This window comes from Citrobacter sp. Cpo069 (assembly GCF_030332785.1).
Lineage (GTDB): Bacteria > Pseudomonadota > Gammaproteobacteria > Enterobacterales > Enterobacteriaceae > Citrobacter > Citrobacter portucalensis.
Genome location: NZ_JAOWHD010000061.1, coordinates 249,281 through 269,593, shown reverse-complemented (window position 1 = coordinate 269,593; position 20,313 = coordinate 249,281). Strand labels below are relative to the sequence as shown.

14 protein-coding genes are annotated in these 20,313 nt (G+C 51.7%); 5 read left to right on the top strand and 9 right to left on the bottom strand.

Features of this window, described 5'->3' with window-relative positions; genetic code table 11:
• Positions 1 to 8: 8 nt before the first annotated feature.
• The 6 genes from OGY08_RS21545 to OGY08_RS21520 all read right to left on the bottom strand — a co-directional run bounded on the left by OGY08_RS21545 (position 9) and on the right by OGY08_RS21520 (position 8,390).
• Positions 9 to 1,037, bottom strand: a complete 1,029-nt coding sequence (locus OGY08_RS21545) for an ABC transporter permease (RefSeq protein ID WP_003826102.1) — start codon at positions 1,035 to 1,037, stop codon at positions 9 to 11.
• 11 nt (positions 1,038 to 1,048) lie between these two features.
• Positions 1,049 to 2,596 (bottom strand): sugar ABC transporter ATP-binding protein, encoded by a 1,548-nt coding sequence (locus OGY08_RS21540; protein ID WP_008785559.1) that lies wholly within the window; start codon positions 2,594 to 2,596, stop codon positions 1,049 to 1,051.
• 53 nt (positions 2,597 to 2,649) lie between these two features.
• Positions 2,650 to 3,579 (bottom strand): sugar ABC transporter substrate-binding protein, encoded by a 930-nt coding sequence (locus tag OGY08_RS21535; RefSeq protein WP_003839787.1) that lies wholly within the window; start codon positions 3,577 to 3,579, stop codon positions 2,650 to 2,652.
• A 38-nt stretch (positions 3,580 to 3,617) separates the two neighbouring features.
• The gene (gene iolG / locus OGY08_RS21530; RefSeq protein WP_003826096.1) at positions 3,618 to 4,604 is read right to left on the bottom strand and encodes an inositol 2-dehydrogenase; all 987 of its coding nucleotides are present in this window, start codon (positions 4,602 to 4,604) and stop codon (positions 3,618 to 3,620) included.
• Between the two features lie 343 nt (positions 4,605 to 4,947).
• Positions 4,948 to 6,873 (bottom strand): 3D-(3,5/4)-trihydroxycyclohexane-1,2-dione acylhydrolase (decyclizing), encoded by a 1,926-nt coding sequence (gene iolD / locus OGY08_RS21525; protein WP_286566537.1) that lies wholly within the window; start codon positions 6,871 to 6,873, stop codon positions 4,948 to 4,950.
• An 11-nt stretch (positions 6,874 to 6,884) separates the two neighbouring features.
• Positions 6,885 to 8,390: a CoA-acylating methylmalonate-semialdehyde dehydrogenase gene (locus OGY08_RS21520; protein ID WP_071444945.1), complete on the bottom strand. Its 1,506-nt coding sequence runs from the start codon at positions 8,388 to 8,390 to the stop codon at positions 6,885 to 6,887.
• A gap of 293 nt (positions 8,391 to 8,683) precedes the next feature.
• Between OGY08_RS21520 and OGY08_RS21515 the strand changes: the two genes are divergently transcribed.
• The 4 genes from OGY08_RS21515 (at position 8,684) to OGY08_RS21500 (ending at position 14,929) form a co-directional block, all read left to right on the top strand.
• On the top strand, positions 8,684 to 9,538 hold the full coding sequence (locus OGY08_RS21515) for a MurR/RpiR family transcriptional regulator (protein ID WP_137377542.1): 855 nt from the start codon (positions 8,684 to 8,686) through the stop codon (positions 9,536 to 9,538).
• Between the two features lie 244 nt (positions 9,539 to 9,782).
• On the top strand, positions 9,783 to 10,349 hold the full coding sequence (locus OGY08_RS21510; RefSeq protein WP_003826090.1) for a Slp family lipoprotein: 567 nt from the start codon (positions 9,783 to 9,785) through the stop codon (positions 10,347 to 10,349).
• 280 nt (positions 10,350 to 10,629) lie between these two features.
• Complete coding sequence (locus OGY08_RS21505; RefSeq protein WP_111465195.1) at positions 10,630 to 11,784, top strand: efflux RND transporter periplasmic adaptor subunit; 1,155 nt, start codon at positions 10,630 to 10,632, stop codon at positions 11,782 to 11,784.
• 28 nt (positions 11,785 to 11,812) lie between these two features.
• Positions 11,813 to 14,929, top strand: a complete 3,117-nt coding sequence (locus tag OGY08_RS21500; protein WP_048236596.1) for an efflux RND transporter permease subunit — start codon at positions 11,813 to 11,815, stop codon at positions 14,927 to 14,929.
• Between the two features lie 208 nt (positions 14,930 to 15,137).
• On the opposite strand, the gene OGY08_RS21495 is transcribed toward OGY08_RS21500, so the two are convergent.
• Complete coding sequence (locus tag OGY08_RS21495) at positions 15,138 to 15,485, bottom strand: HdeA/HdeB family chaperone (RefSeq protein ID WP_020996283.1); 348 nt, start codon at positions 15,483 to 15,485, stop codon at positions 15,138 to 15,140.
• On the bottom strand, positions 15,485 to 16,081 hold the full coding sequence (locus OGY08_RS21490; RefSeq protein ID WP_353622343.1) for a DUF308 domain-containing protein: 597 nt from the start codon (positions 16,079 to 16,081) through the stop codon (positions 15,485 to 15,487). Before OGY08_RS21490 ends, OGY08_RS21495 begins: the two co-directional genes overlap by 1 nt.
• 281 nt (positions 16,082 to 16,362) lie before the next feature.
• Here OGY08_RS21490 and OGY08_RS21485 point away from each other — a divergent pair, with 281 nt between their 5' ends.
• A complete protein-coding gene (locus tag OGY08_RS21485; protein WP_003826081.1) occupies positions 16,363 to 16,995 on the top strand; it encodes a YfdX family protein in 633 nt (210 codons plus the stop codon).
• 74 nt (positions 16,996 to 17,069) lie between these two features.
• Here the strand turns inward: OGY08_RS21485 and OGY08_RS21480 are convergent, their stop codons facing one another.
• Positions 17,070 to 20,312: an ATP-binding protein gene (locus tag OGY08_RS21480; RefSeq protein ID WP_279850940.1), complete on the bottom strand. Its 3,243-nt coding sequence runs from the start codon at positions 20,310 to 20,312 to the stop codon at positions 17,070 to 17,072.
• Position 20,313: the final 1 nt, after the last annotated feature.

The following is a 20,313-nucleotide window of genomic DNA, read 5'->3' as shown; positions in this document are numbered from 1 at the left end:
CATGATCCTCACAATGCGCCGCGACGGCTCTTGGCGTAGGTATCGAACGCCACCGCCAGAACGATAATTAAGCCGGTAATAATTTGTTGGTAGTAAGCCGAGACGTTCATCAGCACCAGACCGTTAATCAGGATGCCCATGATGATCGAGCCGATAATGGTGCCGCCAATACGCCCGTAGCCGCCCATCAGTGAGGTACCACCAATGACCACCGAGGCAATGACGCGTAGCTCAAAAGAGATCCCGGCGACTGCTTCTGCACTGCCCAACCGCGCGCTGAGAATGAAGCCCGCCAGCCCTGCCAGACAGCCAATTAACACGTAGACGCTCACCAGCACGCGCTTCACGTTAACCCCTGCCAGACGCGCCGCCTCCGGGTTGCCGCCGATGGCGTACACGAAGCGCCCCCAGCGGGTTTTATGCAGCGCCAGATAACCGCCTACCGCCACCAGCGCGAATATCCAGATTGGAATGGAGATACCGAGCAGTTCGCCACGTCCCCACCAGCGGTATCCCGCGTCGAAACCGGCAATTGGCGCGCCGTCGTTAATCACCAGCGTCAGGCCGCGCCAGATAGTCATCCCGCCGAGGGTGACGATAAACGGCGGCAGACGCAGGCGGGTCACGCCGAGGCCATGCAGAAAACCAATCGCGGTGCCCATCGCCATACAGATACCAAGGCCAATCAGCCAGCTCATGCCGCCCCAGGCGTTCGGGTCGACGGTGGTGAAGTTGTCCCCTTTAATCACATACGCCGCGGTCATGGCGCACACTGCCAGAATAGAACCTACGGAGAGGTCGATCCCGGCGGTCAGAATGACAAACGTCATACCGACGGCCATGATCCCGTAGATGGAGACTTCGGTCAGAATGTTGAAAATATTGCGTTCAGAAAGAAAATTGCTGTTCTGCAACTGAAAGAAAATCAGCAGCAGGATCATGAAAATCAGTACCCCAAAGCGCTCAAAAAAGGCAATGGGATCAAGACGTCCGCCGCGTTTGGCTGGAACCTGCGTTTTAGAAATAATCTGCGTCATGAATCACTCCGTTATGCCGCATTCAGGGCGTTGTGGTTGATGGCCATCATCGTCATTAGCCGCTCTTCGTTGGCGTCGTCGCCGTGGATCTCGCCGGTCACCCGGCCTTCACTTAGCGTGATGATCCGATCGGAAACTGCCATGACTTCCGGCAGATCGGAGGAGATCACGATCACCGCTACGCCCTTTTTCGCCATATCAAACAGCACCTGATGGACTTCTGATTTGGTGCCAACATCGATGCCGCGCGTTGGTTCATCCACGATCAACACTCGCGGATTAAGCGCCATGCAGCGCGCGAGGATCACTTTTTGCTGGTTCCCACCGGAGAGCTTGCGCACCTCTTGCGCGCTGTTGACCATTTTGATCTGCAGCGCCTGGCGGTATGACTCGATCAGGGCATCCTCTTTGCGGGTATTCACGAACCAGCGCCAGTGCAGTAGTGACGAGAGGCTGGAGAGCGACAGGTTGTCGCGGATCGACAGCCCAAGCACCGCGCCCTCTTTTTTACGATCTTCCGGTACCAGCGCCAGCCCCTGATCCAGCGCAAACAGCGGATCGCGCGGCTGATATGGCACGCCATCAAGTTCAAAGCTGCCGGAAGTAAAACTGTCGGCGCCAAACAGGCAGCGGGCCACTTCGGTGCGCCCGGCACCCACCAGTCCGGCAATGCCTAACACTTCGCCAGCATGCACGTGGAAGCTAATGTCGTGCAGCGCGATACCATGCGGATCCAGCGGCGGTTTTTCGCGGCTAAGCCCCTTCACCGCCAGACGCACAGGTTTATCTTCATGGTGAGTTTCGCTGGCCGGACGGCGATTAAAGGCCACATCGCGCCCCACCATCAGGCGGATCAGCTGTTCTACGGTGGTCTGTGCAACTGCGCCATTCCCGGTGAATCGTCCATCCTGGAAAACGGTGAACTGGTCGCAGAGTTGAAAAACTTCATGCAGGCGATGGGTGACGTAGATAATGCTCACGCCACGCCCTTTAAGTTCCCGCACCACACGATGCAGGCTTTCTACTTCGCTGTCGCTCAGCGCGGCGGAAGGTTCATCCATAATGATCAGCTTTGCGTTCAGCGTCAGCGCCCGCGCAATTTCCACCATTTGCTGCTGCGCCACGCTCAGCCGGGCCACGGCCGTGGTTGGCGCAACGTTCAGTTGCAGGTAATCCAGAATCACCTGCGCTTCCTGATTTACCGCCTTTTCGTCAACAATCAGATTGCGTTTACGCGGTTCGCGTCCGAGAAACATATTCTCGGCGACGGTCATATTGGGCAGCAGATTAAATTCCTGATAAATCGTGATAATGCCCTTGTTCTGCCGCTCAACCGGAGAGTCTTCTACCGGCAATGTTTCGCCGTTGAACCAAATATCCCCGCGTGTTTGCGGCTGTGCGCCCGCCAGCGCTTTCAGCAGGGTCGATTTTCCGGCACCGTTCTCACCTAACAGCGCATGAATTTCGCCTGCTCCGACGGTCAGCTGTGCGCTGCTCAGCGCCCAAACGCCGGAAAAGCTTTTCGCCAGGTCGGTCACTTTCAGTAAGGGTTGCGACATCGGTCTGCTCCTCCTCATAGAGAGCCGCCACTTGCGCGGCGGCTGCGGACATATCAGTTACCGGCCTCACTAATACGCTCGGCCTGCTGCAGGTTCTCTTTGGTGATAAGCGTTGGCGGGTAGTCAGCCCCGGTGATCGCAGTCTTCTCACGGACGTTATTCACCAACTGGCTCATGGCCGTTTTCACCGCAAAGCCAGGACGCTGATCCGCCGTCACTGCCAGCCAGCCGTCGCGCACACGCGCCAGTGCTTCCGGCACGGCATCGAAGCCCGTGACCAGAACTTCACCCGGTTTCAGTCCTTGTCCCTGTAACGCTTCAATCGCGCCCAACGCCATATCGTCGTTAGCGGAGAGGATCACCTGCGGACGCTTCGGCAACGAAGGCAGAACGCTTTCGACAATGCGCATCCCTTCAGAACGCATCCAGTTACCGGTCTGATCGGCAACGATCTTGTACTTTTCACCACCCGCCTTCAGGCTGTCGCGAATGCCTTTAGTACGTTCAATGTTGGAGGAGGAGCCTGGCTGGCCAGTCAGCAGAATAATGTCTGCCCCGTCAGGGAATTTGGTTTTGACAAAGTCGCCAATCGCCTGACCGCCCTTGTAGTTGTTCGCGCCGAAGTGCGGCACTTTTTTCTGGCTGTCAACGGAGCGGTCGAGGGTAACAACGGGCAGTTTCGCATCCTGAATTTCATCTACCGCGCTGGACACCGCGTTGACATCGTTCGGTGAAACAATAAAGCCCTGTGCGCCACGAGTTATGGCGTTTTCCAGGTCAGCGACCTGTTTTGGCGAGCTACCCTGCCCGTCCAGGACCTGTAAATTCACGCCCATCTCTTTTGCGGCTTTCACCGCCGTGCGCTGCATGTGAACTTCAAATGGCATCGCCAGGTTTGGCGTACTGAAAACAATTTGCTCATTTTCAGCAATGGCTGCCCCGGATGTCATGGCGATGAGGACAGCTAAGATCAGTTTTTTCATTATTATGTCTCTCTGTGTAGGGTAGGTTGTGGTGACAATCAGAGGAGAACTTCACGTTGGCTATGCAGTGACTCCAGCGCTTTATCCGCCAGATACAGCGCACGCTCGCCATCATCCCCGCTGCAATCAGGGACCGCTTCGCCGCGCAGTACCGCAACAAAGTGTTCCCATTCCGCGGCATAGGCCGATTTATAACGCTGCAGGAAGAAATGTTCAGGTAACGCGCTGGTGCAGCCGGTCTTCGCGTAGTGCTGCACCTGATTTTCGAGAATGTTGCCAGCGCACAGCAGCCCTTCAGAGCCGTGCAGCTCAAGGCGCTGATCGTATCCGTAAGAAGAACGGCGGCTGTTGACGATGGTCGCCATCGCGCCGGAGGCATATTTCAGTACGATGAACGCGGTATCGATATCGCCCGCTTCACCAATCGCCGGATCCACCAGATTGCTGCCCTGGGCATACACCGAAACCGGCTCTTCGCCCATGATAAAGCGCGCCATATCAAAATCGTGGATGGTCATATCACGGAACATACCGCCGGACACACGCACGTATTCCGCAGGCGGCGGCGACGGGTCGCGGGAGATGATCAGCAGCGATTCCGGCTTTCCGATACGCCCGGCCAGTGCGTCAGTTTTCACACGGCGAAACTGTGGATCGAAGCGGCGGTTGAAACCGATAAACAACGGTACGTCGTACTCTTTGACTACTTTCAGGCAGTCGCGTACACGGGCCAGATCCAGGTGGACCGGCTTTTCACAGAAGATGGCTTTGCCGTGGCGGGCGGCCATTTCAATCAAATCCGCATGGGTATCGGTCGCGGAGGCAATCAGCACGGCGTGAACGTTAGGGTCCGTCATCGCCTCATCCAGGCTTTGCAAACGAGCCTGGTACTGTGTGGCAAGACGGGTGGCAAATTCCTGATTCGGGTCGACGACGGACCAGAGGGTAGTGGCACTGTGACTGGCAATGTTAGCTGCATGTACCTGGCCAATTCGGCCAGCGCCCAGTAAAGCAATGTTAAACATAACGGCTCCCGGTGTTGGTGAATGCGATGAACTAACGACCCCTTAAATAAAACATTTATTTCATTTTTATAAATAGTGAAAATTATGTTTTTGGGTGCAAGTTAACACTTTTGAGATGATCGAGATAAAATCTGTTATCAATATCACAACATAACAACAGGGAAGATGCAGGAATTGGCCCCCTTCCGTTCAGGAAGGAGGCGATGGATGAAGAGAAAGGAAAAATGAAATGAAAATTTCGTTGTCGCAGGTTACCGGATGACAGCGCTAACGACTTATCCGGCCTGGGGGTAGAATCCGCTGTAGGCCGGATAAGCGCGGCGCCATCCGGCATTAATCGCTTTTAGTACTGACGTGCGTTTTTCATCTGCTCAAACGTCTGCTCAGCCGCTTTTCGCACCGACGGAGATTCTGCCACCTGCGCATCGCCAGTGCGCCACCAGGAGGCATAGTCGTGGGTCATGGTTTTCGGCAGAACTTTGATATCCAGCAGCACAGGTCCCGAATGCGCACGCGAGGCTTCCAGCGCTGCCAGCAGGCTTTGCTCGTCATGTACACGCCATGCCCGACAGCCGTAGCTTTCCGCGTTTTTAGCAAAATCGACCTTCACCAATGGCCCATCCAACCGTCCGGTTTGCGGGTTGCGGTGACGGTTTTCCGTACCGAAGCTCCCCATCCCATGCCCCATCTGCAGGTTGTTAATACACCCGAAGCTGGCGTTATCAAACAGCAGGATAGTGACTTTTATCCCCTCCTGGACGGCGGTTTGTAGCTCGGAATGCAGCATCATGTACGAGCCATCCCCCACCATGGCATATACCGGCTGCTGCGGCTTCGCCAGCCTGGCTCCAATAGCAGCCGCAATCTCATAGCCCATACAGGAGTAACCGTATTCCAGGTGATAGCTGTCCGGGGTTTTGACCTGCCAGATACGCTGTAAATCGCCAGGCAGCGATCCGGCGGCCCCTACGACGATAGCGTTATCTTCAATGTGCTGATTGATAAGCCCCAGCACCTTCGTCTGGGTCAACCGGGTGTTTAGCGTGTCGCCATATTCCGCCAGCTGAACGTCAAGATGCCCAGCCACTTCGGGTTCGTCATCGGGACGCCAGTCGCGCTCCCATAAACGTTGGCACTCATCACGCCAGGCCTCTTGCGCCTTAGCGACCTCCTTCCCCCAATCGCTGCGGTAGTCTTTCAGTGTTTCAGTTAATGCCGTAAGCCCGGTACGGGCGTCGGCGATAAGCGCAGTGGCATCAAGCTTCAGTGCGTCAAACTCCGCCACGTTCAGCAGCAGGAACTCAACCTCCGGATGAGAAAACAGCGCTTTCGAACCGGTGGTAAAGTCTGTGAGGCGCGTACCAATGCCGATCACCAGATCGGCTTGCGGTGCGAGCTGATTCGCTGCCATCCCTCCAGTTACCCCAATGCCTCCGAGGTTAAGTGGGTGGTCACTAACCAGCGCTCCCTTTCCGGCCTGAGTTTCGGCAAATGGCAGTTGCAGCGTTTCAACAAACGTACGAAACGCCTCATGCGCGCCGGAATATCGTACCCCGCCGCCGCATACCACCAGCGGACGGCGTTTGCGGGCAATCAGCGCCCGCGCCATCGCCAGACGCTGCGGGTCGGGTGGTCGACGTTCGATCAAATGAACGCGGCGCGCAAAGAAGCTCTGCGGATAGTCCCAGGCTTCCCCCTGCACATCCTGTGGCAGGCAAATAGTTACGGCACCAGTATCTGCGGGGTCAGTAAGCGTTCGCATCGCGTTTAGCATCGCGCTCATTAACTGCTCCGGTCGGTTAATCCGGTCCCAGTAACGCGAGACCGGGCGGAAGCAGTCGTTGGTACTGATGCCAAGATCATGGTATTGCTCAATTTGCTGCAATACCGGGTCCGGCTGACGACTGGCGTAGACATCGCCAGGCAACAGCAGCAGCGGAATACGATTCGCCGTCGCGGTTGCCGCGGCGGTGACCATGTTTGCCGCTCCCGGCCCAACCGATGACGTCACGGCAAAAATACGCTGGCGCCGATGCTGTTTGGCGAATCCGGTCGCCATGTGCGCAATTCCCTGCTCATTACATCCCTGCATCACCTGCAAATGACCGGGTGCCTGCTCCAGCGCCTGGCCAATGCCAAGCACGTTACCGTGACCAAAGATGGTGGCGACGCCCTCGACAAAGGGCGTTTCCACGCCATCGACACAGATATATTGTTGATTAAGGAATTTGACCAGCGCCTGAGCCATGGTCATACGTTCGGTTTGCATAAACCCTCCTGTCAGCCCAGCGTTGGCATGGAGAACGCGGCCCCTGTGTCCTGCAGCATCTCCGGCCAGCGTGCGGTGACGGTTTTCATCCGGGTGTAGAAGCGCACACCATCGTTACCATGAACGTTCAGCGCACCAAAAATGGACCGCTTCCAGCCGCCAAAACTGTGGAACGCCATCGGCACCGGAATTGGAACGTTTACGCCCACCATGCCCGCCTGCACTTCTTCGCAGAAGCGACGTGCACAGCCGCCGTCACGTGTGAAAATTGCCGTGCCATTACCATATTCATGACGGTTAATCAGTTCCACCGCGCTGCTGTAATCTGCTACGCGCACCACAGAAAGCACCGGTCCAAAAATCTCTTCTTTATAGATGGTCATCTCCGGCGTGACGTTATCAAACAGGGTCGGCCCGACAAAATAACCCTGCTCATGGCCTTTAACGCTAAAACGTCGCCCATCCACGCGCAGGCTGGCCCCCTGCGATTCCCCACTGTCGATATAACCGAGCACTTTATTACGATGTACAGAGGAGATAAGCGGCCCCATTTCATTTTCCGGTGTCTGGTCAAGACCAGGCCCGACACGCAGCGCCGCAATCTGTTTTTCCAGTCTCGAGCACAGCTCATCTGCCGTTTTATTCCCTACCGCCAGCACGACCGAAAGCGCCATGCAGCGTTCACCCGCCGCGCCGTAAGCGGCCCCCATAATGGCGTTGGTTGCCATATCCATGTCGGCATCCGGCATTAAAATGCAGTGATTTTTAGCGCCACCTAACGCCTGGCAACGCTTACCGTGGGCCGATGCCGTCTGATAAATGTATTCCGCAATCGGCGTAGAGCCGACAAAGCTCACGGCCTGCACGCGCGGGTCAGTTAACAGAACGTCAACGGACTCTTTGTCCCCCTGCACGACGTTGAACACGCCGTCCGGCAATCCGGCTTCTTGCAGCAGTTTCGCCAGTGCCAGAGCGAGAGAAGGGTCTTTTTCTGAGGGTTTCAGCACGAAGGTATTCCCGGTTGCCAGCGCGATGGGGAACATCCACATCGGTACCATTGCCGGAAAGTTAAACGGCGTGATCCCGACGCAAACCCCGAGCGGTTGCATCAGCGAATGGCTATCGACGCCGGTACCTACGTTGGCTGAGTGTTCGCCCTTTTGCAGATGTGGGATGCCACAGGCAAACTCCACCACTTCCAGGCCGCGGGTCAGTTCACCAACTGCGTCAGAGAATACCTTGCCATGCTCTTCGCTGATGATGCGAGCCAGCCTCTCCATGTTTTCTTCCAACAGCGCCTTAAAGCGGAACATCACTCGCGCACGTTTTAACGGAGAATGGCGCGCCCACCCGGGGAATGCGTCGTGCGCTGCCGCAATGGCTTGCTCGGTTTCCTGTGTCGTACTCATCACCACCTGGCGGATCTGCTCGCCGGTGGCCGGGTTGAAGATTGCCTGAACGCGCTGGCCTGAACCGGTGACACATTCGCCGTGGATAAAATTCGCTACTGTCTCCATCCTTAACCTCTCGCTGTTGATACGTGACTGTTACCTGAACACTGTTATCTGTGTACTATATATGAAACAAACATTCCATTTTAAGTTGAAATAAAATAAATAATGATTAATGTGATCAAGGATGGGTTTTTATGTTAACAAGCGGAATCGCATGATTAGCGTGCACTGGCATAACGTTTCAGCGGACGACAAGCCTGAAGCTTTTGTTTCGTTTTTACAGCCAGATGAATGAGTGACATTTCAAAGACGCGGTTTTGCGTTTAGAATCATAAAACTATGTACCAGGAGGTAAAATGACAACAGCAACCAGCCTGAACGAGCTGCAGCAGCAAATCCGCGATCGCTACGATAGCCTGAGTAAGAGGCTGCAGCAGGTGTCCCGCTATGTGCTGGATAATACCAATAGCGTGGCCTTTGATACGGTTGCCGTCATTGCTGAACGTGCCGGAGTGCCACCCTCTACGCTGATCCGCTTCGCCAACGCCTTTGACTTCACCGGCTTCAACGAAATGAAACAGCTGTTTCGTATGAACCTGGTAGAGGAAACCGCCAGCTACAGCGACCGCGCGCGCATGTTCCGTGAGATGGAAAGCGAAGCCGTACCGGAAACCCCGCTCGATATCCTGCAGGAGTTCGCCCGTTCGAATACCCAGGCGCTCCAGCAGCTGGCAGCCCGTGCCGAACCTGAAATGCTGGAACGCGCCGTACAATTGCTGGCAGAAGCCGACACCATTTACATTGCAGGTCTGCGTCGTTCGTTTAGCGTAGCAGCCTATCTTACCTACGCGCTGAGCCATCTTGAATGTCGCCCTATTTTGCTCGACGGAATGGGCGGAATGCTGCGCGAGCAGATTAACCGCATCAAAGCGCAGGATATCGTGGTGTCGATTAGCTTCTCGCCTTATGCGGAAGAAACGCTGATGGTCAGCGAAACTGCGGCCAATGCCGGCGCGCGCCAGATCGTGATTACCGACAGCCAGATAAGCCCGCTGGCCACGTTCAGCGATCTCTGCTTTGTGGTGAAAGAGGCGCAGGTTGACGCGTTTCGATCCCAGTCTGCGACGCTGTGCCTGGTGCAGTCGCTAGTGGTGGCGCTGGCTTACCGTCTGGGTGACGGGAGTAATGAAAACGGTCATTCTGTCGGGTGATGAGCACCGCAAAAATTGACGATCCGCTTTATTACATTCCCGCCAGCGTGACGTGAAACCGTGATGCCAGCCGTTACTTTTATGGTCGTTGAAAATATCGCCCTCATTCAGCGACCAGATAAAATACAATCCGTTATTACCATAAGCTACAATTATATTAATATTAGATAATCAACAATGCGCATGCTGACAATAATACGCAAAGGTTTACTATAGACCTGTCTTTTTTAAGCAGGAAAGTAAAATGAAAAATACAAAAGGGTTGATGATTATTGCCCTTGCTTTCACCCTGGCATCATGTGCTTCCATTCCTGAGAATATCAAAGGTAATAATCAACCCGATATCCAAAAAAACTTTATCTCCGTGCATAACCAGCCCGGTTTATATACCGGTCAACAGGCTCGCTTTGGTGGTAAAGTCATCAATGTGATTAACACCAAAAATGATACGTTGCTGGAAATCGCCGTTTTGCCACTGAACGACTCTGCTAAGCCACAAATAGACGCGAGCTATCAGGGACGTATTCTTGCCCAGCAGAAAGGTTTCCTCGATCCGGTAAACTACAGAAACCATTTCGTGACCATTTTGGGAACAATTCAAGGAGATGAGTCAGGATTCATCAACAAAGTCCCGTACAACTTTGTTAAAGTTGATTTACAAGGAATCCAGGTTTGGCATTTAACTGAGTCTGTCAACACCACCTATAACATGTGGGATTATGGTTACGGCGCATTCTGGCCTGAGCCGATGTGGGGAGCGCCTTACTACGCCAATACAGTCACTCAGGTAACTCCGGAGCTAGTGAAATAATCCCAGAGGTAAGATGGCGCGACTATATTCCGGAGTCAGGTGTTGGCAAACAACCCTTCTCATCACCCCGCGTTTATCTTATTGCGCCATCCTGCTTCATGAGATCCTTCGCTTAACATGCATTCTTCCTGTTACATATAATTTTTAACCGCTAATTCTTTAGCGAAGAAATGGGCTTTACCCTTCTCATGCCTGACCATCTTTTGTTATTTACCGACAACTCCCCCACCCTGCATGCAATAAAAGAACATTTGTGTTTATACATTATTCAGGGATTACTATGAACAGAAAATGCTTACTGTTGATACCATTATTCTTTAGTAGCGTCATCATCACCGCCTGCGATAATAAACCTGCAGTAAAAACCGCCATGGAGCCCGAGGTCGGCGTTGTTACCTTAGCGCCCTCCTCAGTAAATATTAAAAGTGAACTTCCGGGTCGAGCGCTTGCGTTCGAGATCGCCGAAATCCGCCCTCAGGTTGGTGGGATCATCATAAAACGCAACTTTGTTGAAGGCGATAAAGTCAGCAAAGGAGAATCACTGTATCAAATTGATCCTGCCCCGCTGCAGGCACGACTGGACTCAGCCAAAGGCGCGTTGGCAAAGGCACAGGCTACCGCCAATAATGTTCGTCTGACACTCAATCGGCAGTCAGCGTTAATAAAATCTAATTACGTCAGCCGCCAGGACTATGACACGACGCGTTCACAGCTTAATGAAGCGCAAGCCAATGTTGCCGTCGCTAAAGCGGATCTTGAACAAGCCACCATCAATCTTCGATACGCCAATGTTACCTCGCCCATTGATGGCATTAGCGGCAAATCTTCCGTGACCGTGGGTGCCCTGGTTACTGCCAATCAGGAAAACGCGCTGGTCACCGTTCAGAGATTAGATCCGATTTATGTTGATTTAACCCAGTCAGTACAGGACTTCTTACGCCTGAAAGAAGAGAAAGCCAACGGCCAAATCGCCCAGCAACAAGGCAAAATTCCGGTTGAGCTGATGCTGGAAAACGGCAAGCCCTATCGCCATACCGGTACGCTTGAGTTTTCCGATCCCGCTGTTGATGAGACCACCGGTTCGGTAACCCTGCGCGCCGTATTTCCCAATCCTGAAGGTGAAATTTTACCCGGTATGTATGTCACGGCGTTGCTGGATGAAGGTAGTCAACAAAACGTGTTGATGGTCCCCCAGCAAGGAATTACGCATAACGAGCAAGGAAAAGCCACCGCGTTGATCCTTGACCAGGAAAACGTAGTGCAACTGCGTGAAATAAACGCAGTGAAGGCCGTTGGTAATCAATGGTTAGTGACCGCGGGATTACGTCCTGGCGATCGGGTCATTGTGTCCGGATTACAAAGAATTCGTCCGGGAATCAAAGCCCGGGTCCTCCCTTCAAAACTGAACACACCTGACACGGTAGCTGAACAGTAATATTTCAGGCATTAAGGACACTTTCTTCATGGCCAACTTTTTTATTGAGCGCCCGGTTTTCGCCTGGGTGCTCGCTATTATCATGATGTTTACGGGCGGTATCGCGATAATGAACCTGCCTGTCGCCCAATATCCACAAATTGCGCCCCCAACCATTACCATCAGCGCTGCCTACCCAGGGGCTGACGCAAAGACCGTTGAAGACTCCGTCACCCAGGTGATTGAACAGAATATGAATGGTCTTGATGGCCTGATGTATATGTCATCCACCAGCGATGCGGCAGGTAATGCCTCGATTATCCTGACCTTCAAAACGGGTACGTCACCCGATATTGCGCAGGTTCAGGTACAGAATAAACTACAGCTGGCGATGCCTTCCTTGCCACAGGAAGTACAACAGCAAGGGATCAGCGTTGATAAATCCAGTAGCAATATCTTAATGGTTGCCGGTTTTATCTCTGATAATAACAGCCTGAGCCAATATGATATTGCCGACTATGTGGCCTCGAACATTAAAGATCCGCTAAGCCGCACTGCCGGGGTGGGGAGCGTACAGTTATTCGGTTCGCAATACGCCATGCGCATCTGGTTGGATCCGCAAAAGCTCGACAAGTATAACCTCACTCCCGAGGACGTCATTACCCAGCTCAAAGTGCAGAATAATCAGATATCTGGCGGGCAGTTGGGGGGGATGCCTCAGTCAGCCGATCAGCAGTTAAATGCGTCGATAATCGTCCAGACGCGTCTGCAAACGACCGATGAATTTGGCAAGATCTTCCTTAAAGTTCAGCAAGATGGTTCTCAGGTTCTGCTGCGCGATGTCGCGCGCATTGAGCTGGGTGCGGAAAATTATGCAACGGTTGCACGTTACAACGGCAAACCCGCCGCCGGGATTGCGATTAAACTTGCCGCTGGTGCCAATGCCCTGGCAACGTCCCAGGCGGTCAAACAAGAGCTGAACAGATTATCGGCCTGGTTTCCGGCCAGTATGAAAACCGTTTATCCCTATGACACCACGCCGTTTATCGAGATTTCGATTCAGGGTGTTTTTCATACTTTGATCGAGGCAATCATTCTGGTATTCCTCGTCATGTATCTGTTTTTGCAGAGTTTCCGTGCGACGCTTATCCCCACTATCGCCGTTCCGGTGGTTATCCTCGGAACCTTTGCAATACTCGACGTCGCCGGTTTTTCAATTAACACGCTCACGATGTTTGGCATGGTGCTGGCGATAGGGCTGTTGGTCGATGATGCCATCGTGGTGGTTGAGAACGTAGAACGTATTATTGCCGAAGAGCACTTGTCTCCAAAAGCGGCAACGCATAAAGCAATGGGCCAGCTCCAGAGGGCGCTAGTTGGTATTGCCGTCGTGTTATCCGCCGTATTTATGCCGATGGCGTTTATGAGCGGGGCAACGGGTGAAATTTTCCGTCAGTTTTCCATCACCTTGATCTCCTCCATGCTGCTGTCGGTATTTGTGGCAATGAGCCTGACGCCTGCACTTTGCGCTATGTTGTTGAAATCCCACGAAGGAGAAAAGGAAAACACACATTTTCTGTTTACCCGTTTCAATCACTTCATGGAGAAATGCACTCAGCACTACACGGACAGCACCCGTAGACTGCTACGTCGCACAGGCCGTTATATGGTCGTCTATTTAGTCATTGGCGCGGGCATGATTGTGCTGTTTTTACGCACTCCGACCTCGTTTCTGCCTGAAGAAGATCAGGGGGTATTCATGACCACGGCACAATTGCCTTCGGGTTCAACGATGGTGAACACCAGTAAAGTGCTCGGGGAAATAACCGACTACTACCTGACGAAAGAGCAGAAAAACGTTGCTTCTGTTTTCACCGTCGGCGGATTTGGTTTCAGCGGCCAGGGACAAAACAACGGTCTGGCGTTTATCAGCCTGAAGCCCTGGTCAGAACGCGTTGGCGAAGAAAACTCGGTTACCGCTATTATTCGACGGGCCATGATGGCCTTAAGCACCATCAATAATGCCGTCGTTTATCCGTTCAATTTACCGGCGGTCGCAGAATTGGGCACCGCATCAGGGTTTGATATGGAGCTGCTGGATAACGGTAATCTTGGGCATGAAAAAATGATGCAGGCGCGGAACCAGCTTCTGGCTTTGGCCAACCAGTCATCCGGTGAGGTCGACGGGGTGCGTCCGAACGGTCTGGAAGATACACCGATGTTCCGCATTCACGTCAACGCCAAAAAGGCTGAAGCTATGGGCGTTGCGTTATCGGATATTAATCAGACCATCTCCACCGCGTTTGGTAGTCGCTATGTCAATGATTTCCTGAACCAGGGGCGCGTAAAAAAAGTGTATGTCCAGGCCGATACGCCGTTCCGTATGTTGCCGGACAATATCAACCACTGGTACGTACGTAACGCCTCCGGTTCCATGACGCCGCTCTCCGCCTACTCATCCACCGAGTGGACCTACGGTTCTCCTCGCCTTGAACGCTACAACGGCCAACCAGCAATGGAAATTCTGGGCCAGCCGGTTGAAGGGAAAAGCAGCGGTGATGCGATGAAATTTATGGCATCGCTGATTAATAAACTGCCCGCAGGCGTCGGCTATGCCTGGACCGGTCTGTCTTATCAGGAGGCGCTATCCACAAACCAGGCACCAATGCTGTACGGCATCTCGCTGATCGTCGTGTTTCTGGCGCTGGCGGCACTGTATGAAAGCTGGTCGATCCCGTTCTCGGTGATGCTGGTTGTGCCAATCGGGGTGGTCGGCGCTTTGCTGGCTACCGATCTGCGCGGTCTGAGCAATGATGTTTATTTCCAGGTCGGCCTGCTCACCACCATGGGGCTGTCGGCTAAAAACGCCATTCTGATCGTCGAGTTTGCCGTCGAGATTATGCAGAAAGAAGGGAAAACGCCGCTTGAAGCCGCAGTGGAAGCCGCGCAAATGCGCTTACGTCCAATTCTGATGACCTCACTCGCCTTCATCCTGGGGGTTATTCCACTGGCAATAAGCAACGGCGCGGGCTCTGGTGCGCAAAATGCCGTCGGTACGGGGGTTATCGGTGGGATGCTGGCCGCGACGGTACTGGCAATCTATTTTGTTCCAGTGTTCTTTGTCCTCGTTGAAAATACGTTAGCGCGATTTAAAGCTCGACGCTGATCCCCTGCCCTATCCCTGGGTTTAGATTATTAAATTCCCAGGGATGGGGCTTCGTGTGTCAGGTCTACGGTTATTAGCGAGCACGGCTATCCAGCGAGTTTCTCGTGGATAGCAGGGTAAGCATTACGCGGATTTTTTATAAGGAACGACTGAGGGTAGGAACAGAGGTTGTCAATTCTAACTAAAGCCAGGCTATCAAAACGGTTAATCAATAGTGCAGACCGGAACCTTTCAGATTTACAGCCAGTTCACCCAGTTTTGTATTCGGATGCTGATGGCACATTTTAACCATTTTCGGTACAGCTTCCGTTTCCACCTCATGCAGGGGAACATAATCATCGCCTTTAAAGTCAGAATTTTTATTAACAATCACAAAGGCAATTGCCGTCTTGTATTGCTGACTCATATCAACAAATTCTTTACAGGTCATATCTTGTGGCGCAGCTTCCGTTGCCTGAGTAGCCAAAGCACGGGTCATTGGTGCCATAACAGAGGTCACAAGAATAGCCGCAGAAACCATCATTTTAATATTCACTATGCGCTCCAGAGTTAGCATTAATTTTTATCGGCGAGCTTATCAGTTTTAACCAGCGTCGCATTTCTACGCAGACAGATAAAAGCTAAAGAACTAAAGATCATCTCGACACCAATAAAAATTGAGGTAAATACATACGATCTGTCGGGATCCATATTCAGCCATACGCCGGCAATAAGCAGGTCAAAAATACCAATAAAAATGCTCCATCCATAACCCGGACTACGGAACAGTTTGACCCCAGAGGCGATACGAAAAATCCCCCCCAGAATAAACAGGCAGCAAAATACCATTGCCAGTGAATTCATGCCTATCACAGGATTCACGAGGAAACAGTAACCCAGCAGTAACCACGCGATAGCAAAAAAGGCATAGGTAAATTTGGCTTTCAATTGCTTTTTACCTGAACTAAACAGGCTATAAATAGAATAGAAACCACATACCAGGAACATAAAACCGGTTGCATAGCTTAAATAAACACCTGCAGCAATCGGATAAATCAAGCAGCAGATGCCACAAATCAACATCAACACCGCCATAATCGTCGCGTGCTTTTTATAATGAACGAGTGTTTTTTCATTAAACGCTCTCAGGCTACGCTGATTAAAAACAAACATACATCCTCCGTTATATATAAACGCAATATAACCTGTTGACACAAGAATTATTACTCACTCAACATATGTTACTTACAGTGGAATAATAAGACTTCCACTAAGGAAGCGTATATAAGAACAAGAGAATGTCGCTATGCGTATATTCCTACACATGTCAGACATCTGACACTTGTAGGATTAAACGGTCATTATTCTATCTTGGCTCTGATTCCTCTCTTTAACATTATTTAATATGCTTATTGCGTTTGGTGACATATACCAAATTTATTCAGGAGAAAGTAATGAAAAAGATTATTCTTGCGGGTGTGCTTGCAACCATGATGGGTTCAGCACCAGTGATGGCTGCTACTGCTACCACAACCACTCCGGCGCAAGCTGCTACCGCAAATGTACAAAAAGAAGCTGCCGATGTTATGCAGGTCGCAGTGCAAGGCGCAAATGCGATGCGTGATATTCAGCTTGCTCGTCTGGCCCTGTTTCATGGACAGCCTGACAGCGCTAAAAAATTAACCGATGACGCGGCTTCCCTGCTGGCAGGCGACAGCAAAGATTGGGCGAAATTTGTAAAAGCTGCGCCTAAAGCCAAGATGATTGACGATCAGTACGTGGTTATTAACGCTACGGTCGCGCTGTCAGAAGACTATATTGCGACTCCGGCCAAAGAATCCGCTATCAAAACAGCGAATGGCAAAATGGCCAAAGGCGACTGGAAAGGTGCAGTGGATACTCTGCAACTGGCTGGTATCAGCGTGCTTCAGACCCAATACCTGATGCCTCTGAATCAGACTCGTAAAGCCGTTGCCAGCGCGCAAAAACTGCTGACTTCCGGTAAATACTATGAAGCAAACCTTGTGTTAAAAGGTGCTGAAGATGGCATTGTGGTCGATAGCGAGATGATCGGCGCAGGCCAGTAGTACTCAGCACTACGGAGTGTTGAACCAGGACTTTCTCTCCTGATCGGGCAGCTACAGCTACCCGATCAGGGGGATTAATGGCTAATCAGACTGTCTATCTCAATCTCAATTTCCCGCATAACAGCAATGATCTTCTGCAATGCCTCCTCGCGTTCTGACAGAGAAAGATCGTCATGTCGTCTGGATTCGAAAGGGTCGCACAGGTTCTGTAGCGCAGTGATACCCAGAATTTGCGCCGAACCATGCAACCGGTGAAGGGCTCGCAAAAACAGCTGAGGTTCATCTTGCAGAACGGCTTTCTCTGCCGCTTGTATATCATTCAGCGTTGCCTCGCGAAATGTCTCGAGAATCTCGTTCATCAGTGCGCGATCGCCGCCGGTATTTTCCGTCAACACATTGAATTTCAAATGCCGGATTGTACAAGGAGATGCATAACCGGTTTCGATTTTACTCAATTCGTGGGTCAGTGTCTGAATCGACACAGGCTTGAACAGGCACAAGTTCATACCATTTTGCAGGCATCGATCGCGTGACTGTGGAAGTGCGCTGGCCGTCAGTCCCCATATTTGTAAATTCGGCTGTTGACGACGTAGCGAAGCCGCGAGATCAAACCCGTCTTTTTTCGGCATATTTACATCGGTTATCAGCAGATCGTACGATTTCTTCGCCAGTTTGGCTTCTGCTTCCTCCCCATCACACGCTTCATCCACGCTGTAGCCAATGGCATTCAACTGTCGCTTGAGCAGCAGGCGATTGGTTGGATTATCGTCAGCTATCAAAATAGACAGACACGGAAGCGGTAACAAAGTACCGGGCGCATCGCCATCCGATACAATCGACTGTCGAGCTGTTTCAACCGGCAGCGTTATGGTAAACGTGGTTCCTTGCAACGGGACGCTCATCAACTCCAGCGTCCCACCCATCAACGTCACCAGTTCTTTGCAGATAAATAACCCCAGTCCAGAACCGGTTTGTTGACGCCCGCAGCGTCCCTGAGCGTAACGCTGAAACAGCCCCGCCTGCTCCTCTTCACTAATACCGCAACCGGTGTCGCTAATGGCAATAGTCAGGGTACCGTGATTCTCCCCCTCAGGCATCAAACGGGCCGTCACATGAATGCTGCCCTGCTCGGTAAACTTCAACGCATTACCCACCAGGTTGGTGAGAATTTGCCGCAAAGCCTGCTGATCGACAAATACCCGCTCGTTCGCCGGCAACTGACTAACACAGGCAAGCGTAATGCCTTTCTGTCTGGCTAAGGCATCGAAAGAGTGGCACTGCAATTCAATGAGTTGCGAGAGATCCGTCCATTGAGGAACAACCTGGTATTTACCAGACTCAATCTTATCCACATCCAGAATCTTACCGATCAGCCCAAGCAATGACTGGGCCGTCGCCCCGGTAAGGGCAATCGCCTCTTTTCGCTGTGCCGGGCTGAGTTCTGAACTCGACAGTAATTCCACAAAGCCAACAATCGAACTTACCGGAGTACGTAATTCATGGCTCATACTCGCCAGAAAGCGACTTTTGGCCTTGGTTGCTTCAATCGCTTTATTCTTTTCGTTTTCCAGTTCTTGAGATAATGCTTCTTTGAGATGAAGCTGCTCTTCCAGTAGCCGCTGCGATTGTTTCCTTTTATTTACCTCACGGGAGAGTGAGATCCCCCAGATCAGGCTAATTGCTATCAGCAGCAGCGCGAATATCCCCAGTTGATAGAACTGTTTGCTATATCGACTCCAGAAATCGACCTGCGTATTGGAAATTTTCGACCACCTCTCCGTCATCTGCAAAATTTCACGTGGCGGTATGGCCTGTAGCGCTTTATCCATAACAGACTTCAACATCGGCTCGCGGGGAGAGATTGCAAAACTTACCGACGCACCAGGCATATCTGGAAGCCTAAAAAAGTGCATATTTTTCTGGTAGTAATGATCGACCATAAATCTTGCCGACAATTCGGTAGCGATTGCCGCATCAACGCTGCCCTCCTTAACCATGGCCATCGCAACACTGCCAGTATCCGCATTCACCCAAGTGGCCTGCGGATAGCGTTGCTTCAGCTCACTTTCCAGCACATGCCCGGCAGGCAAAGCAATACGTATCGGCTTCTCCAGTAGCGATTCGGCGGTTTCCTCACGGGAAGTGATCATCACAAATGCCACATTCATCAGCGGATCGCTAAAGGCCGAATTGCTCGGGTTTTGATGAGTTAGCGTGATAGTGGGATACATATCCCACTGTTCGCCGCTTATTTGCTTTGTCTGCTCACTTTTGGAGCTAGCTAAAATGGGTTCAAAATCGAGCCCCGTTTGCAGATGAATAATATTCAGCAAATCACCAATAATACCGCGTAACTCACCACTGCGATCGACCAGCGTATAGGGCGAGTAATCTGGGTTGATTAAAATGCGGATAACATGCTTTTTCTTCAACCACGCTTTTTCCTGATCGGTGAAAGGAATAGGCGCATTCAGATAGGCAAGGTTGCCGCGGTTCAGCCAGTTCTGCATGACTTGCATATGAATTTCATTACTGATTGACGTAATGAAACCATCAAGAATATTTCTTAATACAGGCTGATCTTCGTTAACGACAAAATAATTATATTGTTCTTGCTTATCAAAGTAGTGCGTAATAACCAGTGATTGTGAGAAGTATCGAGAGATACAATGACTGCTGGTGATATTGTTACCAATATAATATTGGTTATCGCCATTCACTACCGACGCCATAGCCTGATACTCGTCGTCATAAAATGAGACTTTAGCCTCAGGAAAAGCCCCCTGGATAACATCGAGAAAAGGGCAATCCCGCACACACGCGACGCTAACCTGATGGTTCGAGGTCAGCGGCAGCATAGTGTTTTTTAGCGATGTTACAAGCGTCGGCCACGTGGTCAGCAATGCCGAAGTACGCAACAAATTCCCGCCAACATCCTGGCGTCGGGACAGTTGGGTTATCAGCGTATCAACATCGTTATTGGCGAGCGCGGCCAGCGCCTCTTGCTCATTATCATACTGCTTTATAATGATTTTTAGATTGAGGTTCTTTTGCATTAACGCAAGGTAATCCGCGTTGACGCCCCGATAATATTCACCGCTATTTTGATAAACAATGGGGGAGACTTCCGGTAACCAGGTGCCAACAACCAAGGTTTTTTTATGCGCTAACCAGTTTGTTTCTTCCCTGTTCAAACCGATATTTTGCACTGAGGTATTATAGTTACTTTTTAGCTCAACTTGCCGAGCTGAGCTTACACCCGTAGACAACCCGATGGTAAAGATGACCATCAAAAAAATAAAAAAGCGTTCCAGCATT

Excerpts from the sequence above, each read along its gene's own strand:
- OGY08_RS21545 (WP_003826102.1), bottom strand. The coding sequence starts at position 1,037 with ATGACGCAGATTATTTCTAAAACGCAGGTTCCAGCCAAACGCGGCGGA.
- OGY08_RS21540 (WP_008785559.1), bottom strand. The coding sequence starts at position 2,596 with ATGTCGCAACCCTTACTGAAAGTGACCGACCTGGCGAAAAGCTTTTCC.
- OGY08_RS21535 (WP_003839787.1), bottom strand. The coding sequence starts at position 3,579 with ATGAAAAAACTGATCTTAGCTGTCCTCATCGCCATGACATCCGGGGCA.
- iolG (WP_003826096.1), bottom strand. The coding sequence starts at position 4,604 with ATGTTTAACATTGCTTTACTGGGCGCTGGCCGAATTGGCCAGGTACAT.
- iolD (WP_286566537.1), bottom strand. The coding sequence starts at position 6,873 with ATGCAAACCGAACGTATGACCATGGCTCAGGCGCTGGTCAAATTCCTT.
- OGY08_RS21520 (WP_071444945.1), bottom strand. The coding sequence starts at position 8,390 with ATGGAGACAGTAGCGAATTTTATCCACGGCGAATGTGTCACCGGTTCA.
- OGY08_RS21515 (WP_137377542.1), top strand. The coding sequence starts at position 8,684 with ATGACAACAGCAACCAGCCTGAACGAGCTGCAGCAGCAAATCCGCGAT.
- OGY08_RS21510 (WP_003826090.1), top strand. The coding sequence starts at position 9,783 with ATGAAAAATACAAAAGGGTTGATGATTATTGCCCTTGCTTTCACCCTG.
- OGY08_RS21505 (WP_111465195.1), top strand. The coding sequence starts at position 10,630 with ATGAACAGAAAATGCTTACTGTTGATACCATTATTCTTTAGTAGCGTC.
- OGY08_RS21500 (WP_048236596.1), top strand. The coding sequence starts at position 11,813 with ATGGCCAACTTTTTTATTGAGCGCCCGGTTTTCGCCTGGGTGCTCGCT.
- OGY08_RS21495 (WP_020996283.1), bottom strand. The coding sequence starts at position 15,485 with ATGCTAACTCTGGAGCGCATAGTGAATATTAAAATGATGGTTTCTGCG.
- OGY08_RS21490 (WP_353622343.1), bottom strand. The coding sequence starts at position 16,081 with ATGTTTGTTTTTAATCAGCGTAGCCTGAGAGCGTTTAATGAAAAAACA.
- OGY08_RS21485 (WP_003826081.1), top strand. The coding sequence starts at position 16,363 with ATGAAAAAGATTATTCTTGCGGGTGTGCTTGCAACCATGATGGGTTCA.
- OGY08_RS21480 (WP_279850940.1), bottom strand. The coding sequence starts at position 20,312 with ATGCTGGAACGCTTTTTTATTTTTTTGATGGTCATCTTTACCATCGGG.